This is a genomic window from Flavobacterium sp. KH_035, assembly GCF_057839565.1.
In genome coordinates, this window is record NZ_CM174492.1 from 1,728,502 (window position 1) to 1,748,095 (window position 19,594).

Annotated in this window: 12 protein-coding genes and 1 riboswitch; of the genes, 11 read left to right on the top strand and 1 reads right to left on the bottom strand. The window is 37.0% G+C overall.

Annotated features, from left to right (window positions below; all coding sequences use genetic code 11):
- Nucleotides 1-33 precede the first annotated feature (33 nt).
- The 11 genes from AC3IS6_RS07605 (at nt 34) to AC3IS6_RS07655 (ending at nt 16,763) form a co-directional block, all read left to right on the top strand.
- Nucleotides 34-615, top strand: a complete 582-nt coding sequence (locus AC3IS6_RS07605) for a precorrin-2 dehydrogenase/sirohydrochlorin ferrochelatase family protein (RefSeq protein WP_489164347.1) — start codon at nt 34-36, stop codon at nt 613-615.
- Between the two features lie 96 nt (nt 616-711).
- Complete coding sequence (locus tag AC3IS6_RS07610) at nt 712-1,764, top strand: NAD(P)/FAD-dependent oxidoreductase (RefSeq protein ID WP_489164348.1); 1,053 nt, start codon at nt 712-714, stop codon at nt 1,762-1,764.
- 343 nt (nt 1,765-2,107) lie between these two features.
- Nucleotides 2,108-2,222: riboswitch (SAM riboswitch) on the top strand.
- A gap of 324 nt (nt 2,223-2,546) precedes the next feature.
- Nucleotides 2,547-3,551: a homocysteine S-methyltransferase family protein gene (locus tag AC3IS6_RS07615; RefSeq protein WP_489164349.1), complete on the top strand. Its 1,005-nt coding sequence runs from the start codon at nt 2,547-2,549 to the stop codon at nt 3,549-3,551.
- 335 nt (nt 3,552-3,886) lie between these two features.
- Nucleotides 3,887-6,562 carry a methionine synthase gene (metH, locus tag AC3IS6_RS07620; RefSeq protein ID WP_489164350.1) on the top strand — a complete coding sequence of 892 codons (2,676 nt, stop codon included), beginning with the start codon at nt 3,887-3,889 and terminating at the stop codon, nt 6,560-6,562.
- A 159-nt stretch (nt 6,563-6,721) separates the two neighbouring features.
- A complete protein-coding gene (gene metF / locus AC3IS6_RS07625; protein WP_489164351.1) occupies nt 6,722-7,678 on the top strand; it encodes a methylenetetrahydrofolate reductase [NAD(P)H] in 957 nt (318 codons plus the stop codon).
- A 133-nt stretch (nt 7,679-7,811) separates the two neighbouring features.
- Nucleotides 7,812-8,468: a class I SAM-dependent methyltransferase gene (locus AC3IS6_RS07630; RefSeq protein WP_489164352.1), complete on the top strand. Its 657-nt coding sequence runs from the start codon at nt 7,812-7,814 to the stop codon at nt 8,466-8,468.
- Between the two features lie 168 nt (nt 8,469-8,636).
- The gene (locus AC3IS6_RS07635; protein WP_489164353.1) at nt 8,637-9,899 is read left to right on the top strand and encodes a dicarboxylate/amino acid:cation symporter; all 1,263 of its coding nucleotides are present in this window, start codon (nt 8,637-8,639) and stop codon (nt 9,897-9,899) included.
- A gap of 286 nt (nt 9,900-10,185) precedes the next feature.
- The gene (locus tag AC3IS6_RS07640; protein ID WP_489164354.1) at nt 10,186-11,595 is read left to right on the top strand and encodes a pyridoxal phosphate-dependent decarboxylase family protein; all 1,410 of its coding nucleotides are present in this window, start codon (nt 10,186-10,188) and stop codon (nt 11,593-11,595) included.
- Between the two features lie 293 nt (nt 11,596-11,888).
- Nucleotides 11,889-14,237, top strand: a complete 2,349-nt coding sequence (locus AC3IS6_RS07645) for a TonB-dependent receptor (RefSeq protein WP_489164355.1) — start codon at nt 11,889-11,891, stop codon at nt 14,235-14,237.
- A gap of 34 nt (nt 14,238-14,271) precedes the next feature.
- On the top strand, nt 14,272-15,516 hold the full coding sequence (locus tag AC3IS6_RS07650; RefSeq protein WP_489164356.1) for a DUF4374 domain-containing protein: 1,245 nt from the start codon (nt 14,272-14,274) through the stop codon (nt 15,514-15,516).
- A gap of 92 nt (nt 15,517-15,608) precedes the next feature.
- Nucleotides 15,609-16,763, top strand: coding sequence for a PepSY-associated TM helix domain-containing protein (locus AC3IS6_RS07655; protein ID WP_489164357.1), 1,155 nt, complete (start codon nt 15,609-15,611; stop codon nt 16,761-16,763).
- A gap of 436 nt (nt 16,764-17,199) precedes the next feature.
- Here the strand turns inward: AC3IS6_RS07655 and AC3IS6_RS07660 are convergent, their stop codons facing one another.
- Nucleotides 17,200-19,320 (bottom strand): TonB-dependent receptor domain-containing protein, encoded by a 2,121-nt coding sequence (locus AC3IS6_RS07660; RefSeq protein WP_489164358.1) that lies wholly within the window; start codon nt 19,318-19,320, stop codon nt 17,200-17,202.
- Between the last annotated feature and the right edge of the window lie 274 nt (nt 19,321-19,594).

The window sequence follows — 19,594 nt, forward strand, 5'->3', positions numbered from 1 at the left end:
TGAACGAACTTTATATCGGTAATAAAAATTAAAATGGAACAAAACGAATTATATCCCGTATTCCTAAAACTTCACAATCTAAATGTTCTGATTGTTGGCGGAGGAAATGTAGGATTAGAGAAGCTCTCTTTTTTGTTAAAGTCGAGCCCTAATGCCAATGTTGAGGTAGTAGCGCCAAATTTTCATTTAGAAATAAAGATTTTGGCCGAGAAACATCCTTCGATTACATTGACAAAATCGAAGTTCAAAAAGAAAATGCTTAAAAAACGCCATATGGTAATTGCCTGTACCGATGATTTAAAAGTCAATAAAAAGGTATACGAATTATCCCGAAAGCGTTATTTGATTTGCAATATAGCCGATACACCGGATTTGTGTGATTATTATTTGGGAGGAATTGTAACGAAAGGGAATGTAAAAATCGCCATTTCGACCAACGGAAAATCACCAACAACAGCCAAAAGGCTTCGGGAGTTTTTTGAAGAGGTAATCCCTGAAGATATCAATACAATGGTTGAAAACCTTAATGAATATCGAAAGACATTAAAAGGTAATTTTGAAGAGAAGGTTAAAAAAATGAACGAAATAACCGCTTCATTAAAAAATAAAGAGTAAAAAATTCCGCAAAGAAATCAATGACAAAAATCATTGAAAATAGAATAAATTATTCGTTCCTTTGCATTATTAAGAATGATTATAAACAACAACATAATGATTAAAACAGATATACTTATAATTGGAGCAGGCCCAACAGGTTTATTTGCCGTTTTCGAGGCAGGATTATTAAAATTAAAATGTCATATTTTAGATGCTTTGCCACAAGCGGGAGGGCAACTTTCAGAATTGTATCCTAAAAAACCTATTTATGATATTCCTGGTTTCCCGGAAGTTTTAGCCGGAGATCTGATTGATAACTTACAAGAACAAATTAAACAATTTGAACCTGGTTTTACTTTAGGAGAGCGTGCAGAAACGATTGACAAGCAAGAAGACGGAAGTTTTATTGTAACCTCAAATAAAGGGACTAAATTTCACGCACCGGTTATTGCTATCGCAGGAGGTTTGGGAAGTTTTGAACCACGTAAGCCACTTATCGAAGATATTGAGTTTTATGAAGATAAAGGAGTAAAATACTTTATCAAAAATCCGGAGAAATTCAGAGATAAAAGAGTAGTAATCGCCGGAGGAGGAGATTCAGCATTAGACTGGAGTATCTTTTTGGCGAATGTAGCTTCAGAAGTTACTTTGATTCACCGTAGAAACGAATTCAGAGGAGCTTTAGACTCTGTAGAAAAAGTACAGGAATTGAAGACCGCTGGAAAAATTAAATTAATTACACCGGCAGAAGTAATCGGAATCAATGGTGCTGAGCATATTGAATCATTAGATATCGAAGAAAATGGAGCACATCGTAAAATCGAAACGGATTATTTTATACCACTTTTCGGGCTAACGCCAAAGTTAGGACCAATCGGAGATTGGGGATTAGAAATCGAGAAAAATGCTATTAAAGTAAATAATGCATTAGATTATCAAACCAATATTCCGGGTATCTTCGCTATTGGAGATGTAAACACTTATCCAGGAAAATTAAAATTGATTCTTTGTGGATTCCACGAGGCAACTTTAATGTGTCAGGCAGCTTATCAGATTATCAATCCGGGTAAAAAATACGTTTTAAAATACACTACAGTTTCGGGTGTAGACGGTTTTGACGGAACTCGTAAAGAAGCTCCGAAAGCAGTTGTGAAAGCGATTGTTTAATCTGAGGTTCTGAGTTGCTAAGCGACTAAGGTTCTAAGATTTTATATAGAAAGCCCAAACCATTATGGTTTGGGCTTTATTTTTTTAAAATATACAAAACATAGCCGGTGGTTTCAACCACAGGAACACAACGCATTGATGTAAAAACAATTTGTTACCATGCGTGTCCCACGGTTGAAACCGTGGGCTATATTTGAAAAACAATAGCCCAAACTTAAACTCAGTATCTTAGAGTCTTAGTCTCTCAGCACCTTAAAAAGAACCTTAGCCCCTCAGAAACTTAAAAAAAACTTGCAATTGTTAAGCTTATGTCTTTACTTTGCACTGTTCTTAAAATTATTGAAAGTTATCACGAAAGGCGGAGGGAAAGACCCAATGAAACCTTAGCAACCCTTTATCATAAAGAAGGTGCTACATTCTACTTAATACAAATTCATTGTATTTAAGATAGATAACACAAATACATTACCAGTATTTCTCAAACTTTTCCTGACAACCTTACAATATTATTTTACTGAATTCAGTATCATGAGCGAATCATTGGCGCATTTTTGCCGTCAATCGTTCCCGCTTTTCGTTGCAATCTTTTATCCGCCGCTGCGGACAAAAGGATTTCCACTTCAATCGGGGCTAATGAGCCATCAATAGTGAATTTTTGGAATTAATGTGAATCAAAATAACGTGTCCTATCAGGTTTCAAAAACCTGTTAGGTATGATCAAGTAAGTAAAAAACTTAGCCTCTTAGCGCCTTAGCGCCTTAGTAGCTAAAAGATAAAAAGTCATGGCAATAACAATTCAGGAAGCAATAAAAAAAAATATCCTAATCCTTGACGGGGCAATGGGAACGATGTTGCAGCGCTATAATTTCTCGGAAGAAGATTTTAGAGGAGAGCGTTTCAAAGATTTTCCTCATCCGTTAAAAGGAAACAACGATTTACTATCCATAACACAACCACAAGCCATTCGCGATGTTCACGCTGCTTATTATGAAGCAGGTGCAGACATTGTAGAAACCAATACTTTTTCAGGAACTACGATCGGTATGGCCGACTATTTCCTGGAAGATTTGGTTTATGAATTGAACTACGAATCGGCTAAAATTGCCCGTGAAGTAGCAGATGAATTTACCGCTAAAAATCCGGACAAACCACGTTTTGTTGCAGGTTCAATCGGACCAACAAACAGAACGGCAAGTATGTCACCGGATGTAAACGACCCGGGATACAGAGCCGTAACGTTTGATGATTTGCGAATAGCCTACAAACAACAGGCAGAAGCCCTAATGGATGGTGGATGTGATTTACTTTTGGTAGAAACCATCTTTGATACGCTAAATGCCAAAGCGGCACTTTTTGCGATTGAAGAAGTAAAAGAAGAACGTAATCTGGATATTCCAATCATGGTTTCAGGAACCATCACTGATGCTTCGGGAAGAACACTTTCAGGGCAAACGGTTGAGGCATTCCTGATTTCGGTATCTCATATTCCGTTATTGAGTGTAGGTTTCAATTGTGCTTTAGGAGCCGATTTGTTGAAACCGTATTTGAAAACATTATCACAACACACACAGTTTAATGTTTCGGCACATCCAAATGCAGGTCTGCCAAACGCTTTCGGACAATACGATGAAACCCCGGAGCAGACTCAAGCCTTAATCAAAGAATATTTAGATGATAATTTAATCAATATTATTGGCGGTTGTTGCGGAACTACTCCGGATCATATTCGATTAATTGCTGAGGTTGCAAAGGATTATAAGCCGAGAGTAGCGCCTGTTTTTGCATAATATAATTTTATTGATTTTGGGAAATGGATTAAAATTCATCTCTACAAAATAGCCCGAGCCTAAGGCTCTTAAAAAGTTCCGTAGGAACGATATATTTTATAGCAACGGAATTTATTCCGTTGAAGACGATGATTCATCAGTAAGAGTTCCGTAGGAACGAAACATTATATATGTTGCGGTTGTAACATACAAATGGAAATAAATGTTCCGTTAGGAACAACATATCGGTAAAACGAATATACCTACAAGGTTTTAAAAACCTCGCAGGAAATAAAATAGAATAAAATAAAAAACTTAGAACCTAAGCAACTTAGGACCTTCGTAACATAAATAAAATGGCAGAAAACAGAAGAGACCTTGTATTAGCAGGATTAGAACCGTTAATTATTACACCTACCAGTGTTTTTGTAAACATTGGAGAGCGTACGAATGTGACGGGTTCAAGAAAATTCCTTCGCTTAATCAAGGAAGAGAAATATGATGAGGCACTTGATATTGCAAGGCAACAGGTAGAAGGAGGAGCACAAATCATCGATATTAATATGGATGAGGGAATGCTTGATGGTGTTCAGGCAATGACTAAATTTTTGAATTTAATTGCCTCAGAACCGGACATTTCGAGAGTGCCTATTATGATTGACAGCTCGAAATGGGAAATCATAGAGGCGGGTCTGAAAGTAGTACAAGGAAAAAGCGTTGTAAACTCGATTTCGTTAAAAGAAGGAGAAGAAGCTTTTATTCATCATGCTAAATTAATCAAGCGCTACGGAGCGGCAGCCATAATCATGGCTTTTGACGAAGTAGGTCAGGCTGATAACTTCGAACGAAGAGTGGAGATTTGCCAGCGTTCGTATGATATTTTGGTAAACAAAGTTGACTTTCCTCCACAGGATATCATTTTTGATTTGAATATTTTCCCGGTTGCAACCGGAATGGAAGAGCATCGCCTCAATGCGATTGACTTTTTTAGAGGAACAAAATGGGTTCGTGATAACTTACCACACGCACATATTAGTGGGGGAGTAAGTAACGTTTCGTTTTCTTTCAGAGGAAATGACACCGTTCGTGAAGCGATGCACTCGGTATTTTTGTACCATGCCATCAAGAACGGAATGACTATGGGAATCGTGAATCCCGAAATGCTTTCGATTTACGATGATATTCCAAAAGATTTATTGGAGCATGTTGAGGATGTAATTCTGGACAGACGTGACGATGCAACCGAACGACTTTTAGATTTTGCCGAGAACGTAAAAGGGGAAGTAAAATCAGATGAAAAAGCAATTCAGGAATGGCGTTTGGGAACCGTTCAGGAACGTATTACACACTCACTGGTAAAAGGAGTAGATGCTTTTATTGAAGAAGATGTAGAAGAAGCACGTTTGGCTGCTAAAAAACCAATTGAAGTTATCGAAATCAATTTGATGACCGGAATGAATGTCGTGGGAGATTTGTTCGGAAGCGGAAAAATGTTCCTTCCACAGGTAGTAAAATCGGCACGTGTAATGAAAAAAGCGGTAGCCTATTTATTGCCTTATATCGAAGCCAGTAAACAGGCCGGAGACAAACAAGGAAACGGAAAAATCCTGATGGCTACTGTAAAAGGAGACGTTCACGACATTGGTAAAAACATTGTTTCGGTGGTTTTGGCCTGTAACAATTACGAGATTGTAGATCTTGGCGTTATGGTGCCTCCGGAAAAAATTATTGCAGCTGCCTTAGAACACAATGTAGATATCATTGGTTTAAGCGGATTGATTACGCCTTCGCTGGACGAAATGGTGTATCTGGCCAAAGAATTAGACAAACAAGGAATTAAAATTCCGATTATGATTGGTGGAGCAACCACTTCGCGCGCGCATACAGCCGTGAAAATTGCGCCTCAATATAGAGAAACTGTAATTCACGTAAACGATGCTTCGAGAGCCGTTACCGTTGCAGGGAATTTATTAGATCATAACCGTAAAATATATGCAAGCGATATTCGTGCAGAGTATGATTCTTTTAGAGAAACATTCCTGAACCGTTCAAGAGATAAAAATTTCCTAAACATCGAAGACGCCCGTAAAAATAAATTGCAATTGGATTGGGAAAATTTCAATCCAGTTAAACCGAATATAATTGGAGAGCAGATTGTTGAAGTCGACCTGGACGTTTTGGTTCCGTATATCGACTGGACACCGTTTTTCAGAACCTGGGAATTGTTTGGTAAATACCCGGCAATTTTAACAGATGAGGTTGTGGGGAAAGAAGCGACTTCTGTTTTTGCAGATGCTCAGGCGATGCTGAAAGTAATTTTGGAAGAGAAAAAACTATCTGCGAAAGGGATTTATGGAATATTTCCGGCCAATCAGATCAACGATGATGATATTGAATTGACGGATGAAAACGGAAAACCACTTCAGACATTTTTGACTTTACGTCAGCAATCACAAAAGACAAAAGGGGCACCTAATATTGCATTAGCTGATTTTATCGCTCCAAAAGAAAGTGGGAAAGTTGATTATATGGGGGCATTCTGCGTAACAACCGGTTTTGGTGTTGACGAATGGGCAGCTGAATTTGAAAAAGACCTGGATGATTATAATTCGATTATGGTAAAAGCACTGGCAGATCGTTTTGCTGAAGCTTTCGCTGAATATCTTCATGAAAAAGTGCGTAAGGAAATTTGGGGTTACTCGTCAGATGAAAACTTAAGTACCGAAGAAATGATTTCTGAAGATTACAAAGGAATTCGTCCTGCTCCGGGTTATCCGGCTTGTCCTGACCATTTGGAGAAACCAACGATCTGGAAACTTTTAAATGTAGAAAAAGAAATAGGTGTTACCCTAACCGAAAGTATGGCAATGTGGCCGGCTTCATCAGTTTCGGGATACTATTTTGGAAACCCGGAAAGTAAATATTTCGGACTGGGGAAAATAAAAGAAGATCAGGTGGTCGATTACGCCAAACGACGTAATGTTCCGACCGATTATGCAATGAAATGGTTAAACCCTAATATAGCGGATTAATATAGAGTCATAAAGTCAAAAGTCATAAAGTCTCAAAGAAAGTGACTTTCGACTTTTGACATTCGGACTTTAGACTAAAAGATATTTGATTTATGTTTTTGATTCAGATTTTTTACACAATTTTTCAAAACACATAATTCATAACACATAATTTAAAAAATGAAAGTAACAGAACATATAGAAAACGCGAAGGGAGATACATTATTCTCGTTTGAACTTATTCCGCCTCAAAAAGGAAAAAGTATTCAGGAATTATATGATAACATCGATCCTTTGATGGAATTTAAACCACCATTTATCGATGTAACGACTTCACGTGAAGAGTATATCTATATTGATAAAGGCAACGGGCTTTTAGACAAAAAGCTAACGCGTATGCGTCCGGGAACACTCGGAATTTGTGCTTCTATAAAACATAAATACAATGTTGATACGGTGCCACATTTGCTTTGTGGAGGCTTTACGCAGGAAGAAACGGAATACATGCTGGTAGATTGCCAGTATTTAGGAATCAATAATGTAATGGCACTTCGCGGTGACGCTATGAAAGACGAACAATCTTTTGTACCAAAAGCCGGTGGGAATAGTTACGCTATAGATTTGGTACGTCAGATCAACGATCTAAATAGCGGAAAGTACCTTCATGAATTAATGGATACTGATAATAAAGCCGATTTTTGTATTGGTGTTGCGGGTTATCCGGAAAAACATCTGGAATCCCCTTCTTTGCAATCTGATTTAAAAAGATTGAAAGAAAAAGTAGATGCGGGAGCCGATTATGTGGTGACGCAAATGTTTTTTGATAATGCTAAATATTTTGCCTTTGTAGAAAAAGCAAGAGAAATTGGTATCACAATTCCGATTATTCCGGGAATCAAGCCCATTGCCGTTCAAAGACATTTACAGATTTTACCTCAGGTTTTTAGAATCGATTTGCCTGAAGATTTGATTGATGCTGTGGATAAATGTAAAAATAATGCAGAAATCAAGCAAGTCGGAATCGAGTGGGCCGTTCAGCAATCATTAGAATTAAAAGCTGCCGGAGTCCCTGTTTTACATTATTATTCAATGGGGAAATCAGAGAATATTCGCCAGATTGCAAGGCAGATTTTTTAAGAGTTTCAGCATAAAGTTTATCGTTTCGACCAAAGGGAGAAATCACAATCACTCGAGTCTCCCTTCGGTTGAAAAGACAAAATTTTACCGATAATTACTTTTTAGGACTAATTTTGAATTTATTTTAAAGACGATGAAAAAAGAAGAATTACAGGCAATAGCCTCTCAGCTAAAGCATCCTACAGGAGAAAAAGGAATAGAAATGGCGAATATGATGCATGAAATCAACATCAATATGACGCGCCATTCCGTTCAAAATCTGCACGTAATATCGGGAAATACAATTTTAGAATTAGGCCACGGAAATGCCGGACATTTAGAGTATGTACTAGAGCAAGCTCAGGATCTGACTTACTACGGACTTGAAATGTCGGAGTTAATGTGTCAGGAAGCACAACAAATTAATGTCGCTTTTGTAGCTAAAAAACAGGCTCACTTTTCTCTTTATAACGGAACCGATATTCCATTTGAAGAAGCCTCTTTTGATAAAATATTCACGGTAAACACCATTTACTTTTGGCAGGAACCGGAGAAGTTACTCTCAGAAATTTACAGAGTTTTAAAACCGGAGGGTACTTTTTGCATCACCTTTGCTGAAGAAAGTTTTATGAAACAGCTTCCTTTTACTCAGTTCGAATTCAATCTTTACAGTACTGAAAAAGCGGAAAGTTTGATTGAAAAAACAGCTTTTCAAGTCGTGCATAAAGAAACACTGACTGAAAGTGTAAAAAGTAAGCTAGGCGAATGGGTAGACAGAGATTTTACCACTTTGGTATTAGGAAAACCTTGATCTCCGGATCTTTATCACCATGTTTTTTTTGCATATTTTCATAGATTCCGGAGTAATTTGACTCTTTGGAATTAAAAAAATGATACCGTTAATTTTAGTACTCCTTTTTTGAGTAATTTAATTGACTTTATTTTATGTTGCTATTTCTGAATGTAATCCTTTAAAATTATGGAGATTAAAAAGATCGATTTTCTAAAAAGTTACAGCAGTATTCTATTGCTTTTAGGTGGAATCCTGCTCGGAAGTATTCTGGGATTAGTTTTCAAAGAAAAAGTTGAGGTCATAAAACCACTTGGAGATATTTTCCTCAACCTGCTCTTTACGGCCATTATCCCTTTAATTTTCTTTACCATTGCGTCTTCAATTGCCAGTCTGGAAAGAACAGAGAAATTGGGAAAACTGTTTGTAATCATGGTTCTGGTTTTTTTAAGCACCATTTTAATTTCGGCAATTGTAATGATTTTGGCAGTATATCTTTTTCCAATTCATCAGAATATTATATTATCTAAAGTCCCGATAGAAAACATCCAATCAGGAAGTATTGGTGAGCAAATAGCACAGCTGGTTACCGTAAATGATTTCTTTGAATTGCTTTCCCGAAAAAGTATGCTGGCGCTTATTATTTTTTCTTTTCTAATTGGTTTTGCCAGTCTGCAATCCGGAGAAAAAGGAAGCGCTTTCAGAAGTTTTCTGGATTCCGGTAACGAAGTCATGAAGCAGCTTTTGAACCTTATTATGAAATTGGCTCCAATTGGTTTGGGGGCTTATTTTTCCTATCAGGTTGGAGTTTTTGGTCCGCAATTGTTTGGCGTTTATGCCAAGCCTTTAGGGGTTTATTATGCGGCCTGTATATTCTATTTCTTTGTGTTTTTCAGTTTGTACGCCTTAGTGGCTGGAGGGAAAAGAGCTTTTGTGGTATTTTGGAGCAATAATATTACGCCGGCTTTAACGGCGGTTGGAACCTGCAGCAGTATTGCCACCATCCCTGCGAATCTGGAAGCCGCTGAGAAGATGAACATTCCTAAGCACGTTCGCAATTTGGTCATTCCACTTGGAGCGCCTTTGCATAAAGACGGTTCGAGTATGTCTTCTATTCTTAAAATAACCGTTCTTTTTGCCATGTTTGGAAAAGATTTCACTGCACCTTCGACCATACTTTTAGCGCTCGGAATCACCGTAATCGTTTCAATTGTAGAAGGAGGAATTCCAAATGGAGGTTATATCGGAGAAGTTCTGGCCATCACAGTTTATGGACTGCCAATGGAACAAGCCCTGCCGGTCGCTATGATTTTAGGAACTCTGGTCGACCCGATAGCGACTTTATTAAATGTCAATGGCGATCTCATTTGTTCGATGGTGGTCTCGAGGTTTTCTGAAAAAACGAAGTGGCAGCGGGTTTCCTTCATAACAAAAAAAGGACTTGACATATAGGAGCATCGATTTTAGGATGTGAAATGCGAGATGTGAAATGTAAGATGTGAGATGTGAAAAGAAGGTTTAGAAGAAACTTATTTTTTTCATGCCGTTTCTGTTTTATTAAAAGTGAACGTCTTTTTTCGGCTGGAAAAATCTATGTTCCTATGTGTTAAAATAAATTATACCCAACGAATTAACTTAAATACTAAAATCAGCGTTAATCTGCTTAACCTGTAAAATCCGTGTGCTAATTTTTAGCAGTAAGGAAGTCTTACAGCTAGGCATAAAAAAGTAGTTTACAATGAATTCAATACTTCAAAATGATCTTAATGATCTTGAAAACATTCTGGAAAAAACAAAACAATACGGAATAGCATTTCTGGACAATCTTGAAAACATTCCGACTTCCAGTAAAAAAACAATTGATCCAACACGAAAGCTAAACGAGACAGGTTTAGGATCGTTGGTGGCTTTAGAAGAATTTAATCAAAGACTGGCACCCTTGATGGTCGCTTCACCAGGTCCTAGATATTTGGGTTTTGTAACGGGAGGATCTACGCCGGCGGCTATTGTTGGAGATTGGCTGTCTACCGTATACGATCAGAATACACAGGCGGTAAAAGGACAGGGAGGTACGTCGGCTCTAATTGAGTTCGAGACCATCCATTTATTACGACAGTTATTGGGGTTGCCGGAGTCATTTTTAGGAGGATTTGTTACGGGAGCTACAATGTCAAATTTTACCTGTCTGGGTGTGGCAAGACAATGGTTAGGGGCACAGTCCGGAAAAGACTTTGCTAAAAACGGAATTTCTGAACCCATACATATCTTAACCGCGACACCTCATTCGTCTTCGGTAAAAACCTTATCGATGCTGGGGATCGGCAGCAACAATTACACTGTAATTAAAACTGCAGAAGGCAACCGTGAAGCAATTGATATCGATGATCTACAAAAGAACATTGAGGCTTTAAATGGAAAACCATTCCTCTTGATTTCGAGTGCAGGAACGGTTAATACTGCTGATTTTGATGATTTTACTGCTATTGCAAAACTTAGAGAGAAATATAAGTTCTGGTGGCATATTGATGCTGCTTTTGGTGGATTTGCTGCGGTTTCTGAAAAATTCAGACATCTTGTGGAAGGATGGGATGGAGCAGACAGTATTACAATTGATTGCCATAAATGGTTAAACGTACCTTATGAAAGCGCTTTTTATTTAATTAAAAAAGAGCATATTGGACTGCAAATCGAAACGTTTCAGAATTCTAATGCTCCTTATTTAGGGAATCCGCTCGAAAATTTTAACTACCTGAACGTGCTGCCCGAGAATTCACGCCGATTAAGAGCATTACCGGTTTGGTTTTCTTTACTGGCGTACGGAAAAGAAGGGTTTCAGGACATTGTAGAAAAAAGTGCTTCATTGGCGCTGCACTTTGCAAACGCCCTGATTGAAGATGATAATTTTGAACTTTTAGCTCCAATCCGACTGAATAATGTTTGTTTTACGCTAAAAGGAGACGATAATCAGGAGAATATAAGTAAATTCTTGACGCATCTAAATGATACGGGGAAAGTATTTATGACACCAACCGTTTACCAAAACCGTAAAGGAATCAGAGCCTCTTTTGTCAACTGGCGTACGACAGAAAATGACATCAGAATAATTATGGAAGAAGTAAAAAACACCATTTCGGAATTGGATTTATAATCCGGTTAAACGAATTTTTGAAAGCCTGATTGCATTGTGATCGGGCTTTTTTTTGTTCTTTTTTGAGATTTCAAAGAAGAAAGTACTGGAAATTTTAGCTTTTACTTGAAAAAAAATTAATGAAATCTTAGGCTAAATTTAATTATTCTTTAAGAATTAGCCTGTTCGTTATTTATTCTTAGGTTTAAAAGTTAATTATTATTCTTATTTAGAATAATTAAAAATAACTTGGAAAAAACTTATTGAGAGCCTAATTTTGTTGCTAATTTAATTTTCAAACCAAAATTTAACGGATGCAAATAAGTAGATTAATGTTCTTGATCACCATTTCTTTGACTTCACTTCAGGGGTACTCGCAAAAGAACAAAGTAAATTTAACCGGAGTTATTGTTACCCATTTGGGAAAAACTGCCGAAGGAGTTTCGGTAGCTTTAAAAGGAACAGCATACAGGACTCTAACCAACAATAAAGGAGAATATAAAATTAGCGCCGAACCGGGAGATTATATTTTGCTCGTTACTCATGTAGGCTATAAAACAACTGAAGCGGCAATTTTTTTGAAGCAGGGAGGAAAACCAACTCAAAATATAACGATGGAAGAAGATATGGCGGCTCTAAACGAAGTAGCTGTAACAGGAAAGTCCAAAGTTCAAAGAGTACGTGAGCAGGCTTACAACATTACTGCCATAGATTTAAAGAAAATCTACAATACATCCGCCGATTTAAATCAGGTTTTGAATAAAACGACCGGAGTCCGCATTCGTGAATATGGCGGATTGGGATCCACTTTTAACTTTTCGCTGAATGGTTTCTCCGGCAATCAGGTTAAATTCTTTTTAGACGGAGTGCCTATGGACAGCTATGGTTCTGCGCTTACGCTGAATAATATTCCGGTAAATATGGCCGAACGAATTGATGTTTACAAAGGAGTTGTTCCTATAGAACTGGGAGCAGATGCCCTTGGAGGTGCTGTTAATATTGTAACCAACAAAAATGTAAACCGATATATTGATGCTTCTTATAGCTACGGTTCGTTTAACACCCACAGAGCTGCAATAAATACCAGGTTCTCAGGAAGAGATGGTTTTATCGCCAACATTAATGCTTTTGCGAATTATGCCGATAACGATTATAAAGTAGATGTAAGTGTGGTTGATAAAAATACTTCGAAGTTTTTGCCGGAACAAAAATACAAGCACTTTCATGATGCTTATAAATCCGGAACCATAATGGCCGAAGCAGGATTTAAAAATAAAAATTTTGCCGATTATCTGCTTGTTGGTTTTGCCATGGCGGGAAACAAAAAAGAAATTCAGCAAGGTAAGACGATGCAAACAGCCGTTGGACAGGCTTTTATGGATAGTAACAGTTTTATTACGTCTTTAAAATATAAAAAAGACAACCTGTTTACGAAGGGATTATCTGTAAATATTAATTCGACTTATGCTTTGGTAAACAGTCGTTCTGTAGATACTTCGTCAAGAGTATACGACTGGACAGGAAATTATGTATACAGACAATTTGCCGGAGCGAATGATAGAGGAGAATTGAGTAACACCAAAAGGCTGTACGTTTATGATGAAACAAATGCTCAGTTAACATCAAACTTGAAATACCAGTTGAGTGAACAACATATCGTAATGCTAAATTATTCTTACCAAGACTATAAGCGTAAACAATCGAACGAATATCTAAAGGCTGTTGACCTTGGCAGACCAAGGATTACTAAAAATATCTTAGGGTTAAGTTACAATTTTAGCGGTTTGGATAATAGGTTGGCCATTTCAGTTTTTGGAAAAATGTTTGATTTAAGTACTGAGATGATTTCTAATAGTATAATTCAATCTTCATCAACAACAAATTACGGTTATGGGGCAACTTTGGCTTATCGTTTATCCGATAAACTTCAAGTAAAAGGATCTTATGAACATGCCTATCGTTTGCCTTCTGCTGAAGAAATGTTGGGCAATGGATTAACCGTGCTTAGTAATACAGGATTGAAACCTGAAAATAGTGAAAATGTTAATTTAGGTTTAGCTTTTCTTACTCAAAAAAATAACAATCAAATTAGCGCCGAAACGAGTTTGATTTACAGAGAAGCAAAAGATTTTATAAGAGAAGAATTGTTAGTTAATACTTCTGTTTATGAAAATCTGGCAAATGTGCAAATAACGGGTGTTGATGGTGTTCTTAGATATGGATATAGAGACTTCGTAAATTTTGAAGTAAACGGAACCTATCAAAAAAGCTTAAACAGAAACAAATTTAAAAAGGGAACAACCAGCCCTGATGTATTGTATAATGCACAATTGCCTAACGTACCGATCTTCTACGGAAACGCCGATCTGACGTTTAATTTTAAAAACATCAGACACCAGGACGACAGACTTTCTTTAAACTTAAGTGCTAATTATGTAGATGCTTTTTATCTGACCTGGCCAGTGTTAGGAAGTCGGGAAACCAAAAAAGCAATTCCCGAGCAGTTTACACAAAGTGCTATGGTGGCTTATTCTTTCTTGCACGGCAAATACAATCTGGCTTTCGAGTGTCGAAATATTACCGATATAAAGGTGTACGACTACTTTAAGGTTCAAAAACCGGGACGTGCTTTTTCTGTTAAGTTCAGATACTTTCTACAGTAATCAATTTTAATAATAACCCTTAATAATTATAATCATGTTTGTAAACAAATTCGCAAAATGCTTTGCATTGGCTTTTCTGTCATTATCTATCTTTTCATGCAGCAGTGATGATTCGTCTAAAGATGAAGTGCCAACTGTAAATGGAACTAAATATGTTGCATCGTACTGGTTGGCCGATTATACTCAGTATATCTTAGATTTTAATTCTACAGATCAGTTAATGACTGGAGAAATCAGTGCAAAAGGAGTTGGAATTGAACAGGATGGAAGCTGTTTTCCAGTGAGTAACACATTTTTTGCCCTAAGTACAGGTGATGAAGGATCGGTATCTTTTCGTTTAAATAATACAGGAAAGTTAGCAGCTGGTGATAAGCTTTCTTTCGAGTCTTCTTATGCAGTTGGTTATACTGACGATAAAAAAATGATCAATATTGGTGCAACCTGGGATGGTAGTTCATCTGATTATGAATTGATGATTTACAACCCTGCTACCGTTTCTATTGATGGTCGTAAGTTTAACGATTTTAGTGTTAATCCGGCAAATAAAAAGATATTATACTGGCCAACAGGAGCGGCAGTTTCGGGAGATAAACTTTTTGTTCCGGTTTATACGAAAGATGTTAGTGACGGAAGTAATAAAGTATTGTCATCAGATGCTACAGTAAGAGTTTACAAATACCCATCTTTAGAATATGTAAGCACAATAAAAGATGCGAGAACAACCGCAATTGGACTGTACTATACCAATACCGGAATTGTTCAGACAGAATCCGGAGATGTTTATACGTTCTCTTCAAATGCCCGTGCCGGAGGTTATCCAGTTACAGGTGTTTCTTCCGGAGTTTTACGTATTAGAAAAGGGGATGCCAAGTTTGACCCGGGTTACTTTTTCGATCTTCAGTCAAGCACGTTAAAAGGAAAAGTTCTTGCTGCGTATCCTTTAGGTGGAGAAAAAGTTTTTATCTCTTATATTCCTAACGAGGTTGATGCTGTCAATTCAGTTTATAGTTTCCTTAGCACTAAAACTATTTTCAAGTCGGCCATACTTGATTTATCTGCTAAAACAATTTTAGCCGTTACCGGATTGCCGGATCATGGAGGAGATGAATTCTTCGGATTAGGTAGTATGTTTGTGGAAAACGGAAAAGCATACAAAAGTTTTGTAACAGGAGATCAGGCCCGTGTGTACCAAATTGATATTGCAACCGGTACTGCAAAAGCCGGAGCGCTTATTAAAGAAGGTCTTTACTTGCCTTCAATTGGTAAACTTACCTACTAAATTAATGCCCCTTCAAACGGTTTGAGGATTATTTATAAATCCTCAAACCGTTTTGTTTATAAATCCTGTCCTAGTTTCTAATTATCATTGCAATGAATATTTTTAAAAGCCGTACCGGCAAGCCACCCAATAAAGGGAAATCACGTTTTAGTAAAATTAATGCCTGGCTACACTTATGGCTGGGGCTTGTTTCAGGAATAATTGTATTTATCATGGCAATTACCGGTTGTATATTGGTTTTTGAGCATGAAATCAAACAGTTTACCTCTCCCTGGCTCAACGTCGAAGCACAAAGTCCGGAGCGATTGTTACCCCCTTCTCAAATTTATGCAGCTGTTCAAAAAGTACTGCCCAACAAAGAAATTCATGGGGTCTGGTATAATGGTTTAGACAAATCAGTTAAAGTCGATATCGAATCGGATTCGTTGATTTATGTAAATCCTTATAATGGTAAAATTACCGGAATGGTAGATCATGAAGATTTTTTTCATATTATCGATGAAGGACATCGAAACCTTTGGCTGGAACGGGATATTGGAGCACAGATAACAGCCTGGGCAACCTTTATTTTTTTCTTTTTACTGATAAGTGGGCTTATACTGTGGTTCCCTAAAAAATGGAACAAAACAACCCTTAACGGCAGTTTTAAAGTAAAGTGGGATGCTAAGTTCAAACGTCTCAACTATGATTTGCATAATGTAATGGGGTTTTATGTGCTCATTCTGGCCCTACTAATTTCGTTTACCGGATTGTTAATGAGTTTTCATTGGTTAAGAGAAGGTACTTACTGGATCAGTGGAGGATGGACAGAGGTAAAAGAACAAACCGTTTCGGTTACAAAGCCCCTGTCTAAGCAACAACTGGACAAACTGGCTGCAGCCGATTTTATTTGGAAAAAAGTTCGCACAGAAATTGCCAAAGAAAATAAAGAAGCGGTCATCATTCATTTTCCGGATGATCCAAAAGAAGATTTTTATGCCTGTACGGATATGCATAAAGGCATTTGGAGAGATTTGTATTTTGATTCCAAAACACTTCAATTACTTCCAAAATCAGAAAAATATATTGGCAACGAACGTTTTTCAGATTGGTTAATGCGATCAAATTACAGTCTTCATATTGGTGCAATAGGAGGATTGTCGACCAAGATAATTTATTTCACCGCCAGTTTAATCTGTGCCAGTTTGCCCATCACCGGATTTTATATCTGGTGGGGAAGAAAGAAAAAACTAAAATCAAAAAAGTAAATCCATTTTATTTTAGTTGTTTAGTGTTAGTTAGTTTTCTTAAAGTCTTTTGTGTGAAGTAAGATTCCTCAAAAGACTTTTTTTTGCTTGGTAAGTAAAGAAAAGCAGTTATGTCTGTTCAATTTGTCAGACGAATTGAAGTAGAAATTTTGTGTGTCGAATCACTTTGGGGGGACTTCGACTTCGCTCAGTCTGGCAAAGTTATCAATAATGTTTTCAAGACTTTTTTAGTTGTGGCAGTGTGGCTGCAGGATAAATAATCTCAACAAGATGTTAAGCGCCAGAAAATTAAACTTTGCGTCTCTGCGTCTTAGCGAGCAAAAAACACTATGCCTGCTTTGCGGTTAACCCCACAAACAAAAAGAGCCTGCTAACTACAAACAGGCTCTTTCATTCAAAAAAAAAACAAAAACAAGGAAACTAAAGATCCAAAATATTAAATTCTATATGTAAAGGCTATGGTGGCAATACGGTTGTCAAGATCATATCTTTTATTGATGCTCGTTTGAGCTATAACCGAATTGATGTGAAAATTATTGGTATTAAAAATGTCTGTAATATTAAATTTGATATTTCCTTTTTTAGCCAGTACCTGTTTTGAAATACCAATACTAAAATCAAAAAAAGCATCTCTTTCGTAAATACCAAGATTCGATTTTGACTGGTATTGTGCATTGGCTTCGGCTTTCAGGGTTTCGGTAATCGTAAAGGAGTTCTGAACACTTAGATTCAAAGTAACAATTGGGGCAATCTTATCCGTATTTACCACATTCCCCATAAATCTATTCTCGAAAATATTGAAAAGAGTATTCACTGACCACCATTTGTAAATTTCGGCTGTATTGGTAATATTTACACCATAATTGTACGATTTGTCCACGTTTATTTGGGATGTCACAGTGGTATTATTGGCGGGATTGTAATCGTAAACCTCTGTAAAAACGTCTTTGGTTTTGCTAAAATACAGCGAAGCCATAAAAGCACTTTTCCAGGAATATCCAATTTCTGCCGAATGTGTAATCTCAGGAACCAGATTCGGATTTCCTTGTGAATAATTGAATGAATCATCGTAAAAACGAAACGGATTCAAATCAAACTGACTCGGTCTGTTGATTCTTTTACTGTAGGAGGCATGCAAAGAGTGATCGTTGCTTAATTCATATTTCAAAGAAACACTTGGAAACCATTTTAAATAATCGTCTTTATGCGTCTCATTTAAGGTCTTCTGTAAAATATTTATAGCAGTATATTCCGTTCTTAAACCTCCCTGAATATTGAAATTCTCCAATTGGTATTTATAATTGGCGTAAGCGGCATAAATTTGCTCTTTGTACTCAAAATGATTGGTCGAGTTAAGGTCAACGATCCACTGATTGTTGTCATAATACTCATAAACCGATGGATTGTCATTGTTTTTTATGCTGGCTTTAACTCCCCATTCGATAGATTGTTTTTCCTTTAACGGATTGACGAAATCAATCTTTCCCGTAAAAACACTCAATTGCGATGGAATAAACCCTTTGCGGTCATTAACAGCTACAGCTGCAGGATCTGTATTTTTGGCACTTTGAAACTGATTCGATCTGAACTTTGACGTTTCATACTCAAAATCAAAAGACATGTTTTTTCCTTCCGTATTAAACTTATGAACGCCGGAAAAAGCATAAGTATAGTCATTCCATTTTTCTTTGCTGTCATTGTAGGTAAAAGCATCAAATTGTGCCTGATCTAAGGCATTAAGCAAGGTATTTCTACCGTTGGCCATGTTTTCGTAACGGCCTAGTTTTGCATCCACATAAACTTCTAAATTTGTTTTTGGAGAAACCTCATAAGTGGTTCCGATCTTAAAGTTATTAGAAGTCAGTGGTTCATCTGTAACCGATGTTTGATGGTTTTTTGTCGCAATAGTTTGACGGGTGCTGTTTGTGTATTGAATCTGATCAAATTCTTTGCGTTCTTCCTCACCTCTAAAAGTGTAACTGTAATTTCCGTAAACACCAAACTTATCTTTGTTGTAACTCAGGTTTATACCTGAATTTGTTCTGTTTTTGCGGCCTCTTCCATAATTGGTAAATACCGTTCCTTTAAGTCCGCCCGCATTGGGTTTTTTAAGAATAATATTAATGATTCCGGCTTTTCCGGTGGCATCGTATTTTGAAGAAGGATTGGTGATCACCTCGATTTGTTTGATATTGGATGAGGTTGTAGACTTTAGGTAATTCGCCAGTTCTTTTTGCGAAAGCTGCGTTAATTTACCATTAATCATCACCCCGACACCTTGTTGTCCGCGAATGGATAACTCTCCGTCCTGTGATACCACAACACCGGGAGCGCGCGATAAAACGTCTAAGGCAGTACCACCTTCAGAAACAATACTATTTTCTACATTAAAAACCAATCGATCTGATTTTTGAGTATATAAAACCTTCTTTTTTGTGATTACAATTTCATCTAAAGCATTGATCGAGGTTTCGACGATGCTGTCTCTTCCTTTTTCCGTCTGCGAGTATCCGTAGACTGAAAATACGAGTAAAATAGATGTTATAATATTCTTCATGATGTTTGTAATGTTTTTTGCAATGGGGGATTTAAAGTAATTTGTTAATCTGGGCGGATAAGCAGTAGCCAATATTTTGTAGCAGATAAGTTCTACTGTAAAACGAGTTGTTCGAGTTTGTCAGAAAGCATGTTTTGAAGAAGTGACAAGCGGTTTGATAACTTGTAAATTGTGGTTTTTATAGGAAGGATTGTGGAAAACATAGGAGTGATATTTGATTTCAGTTGTCAAATATAACACTATTTATATTAAGTCTAAATAAATATAGATGTAA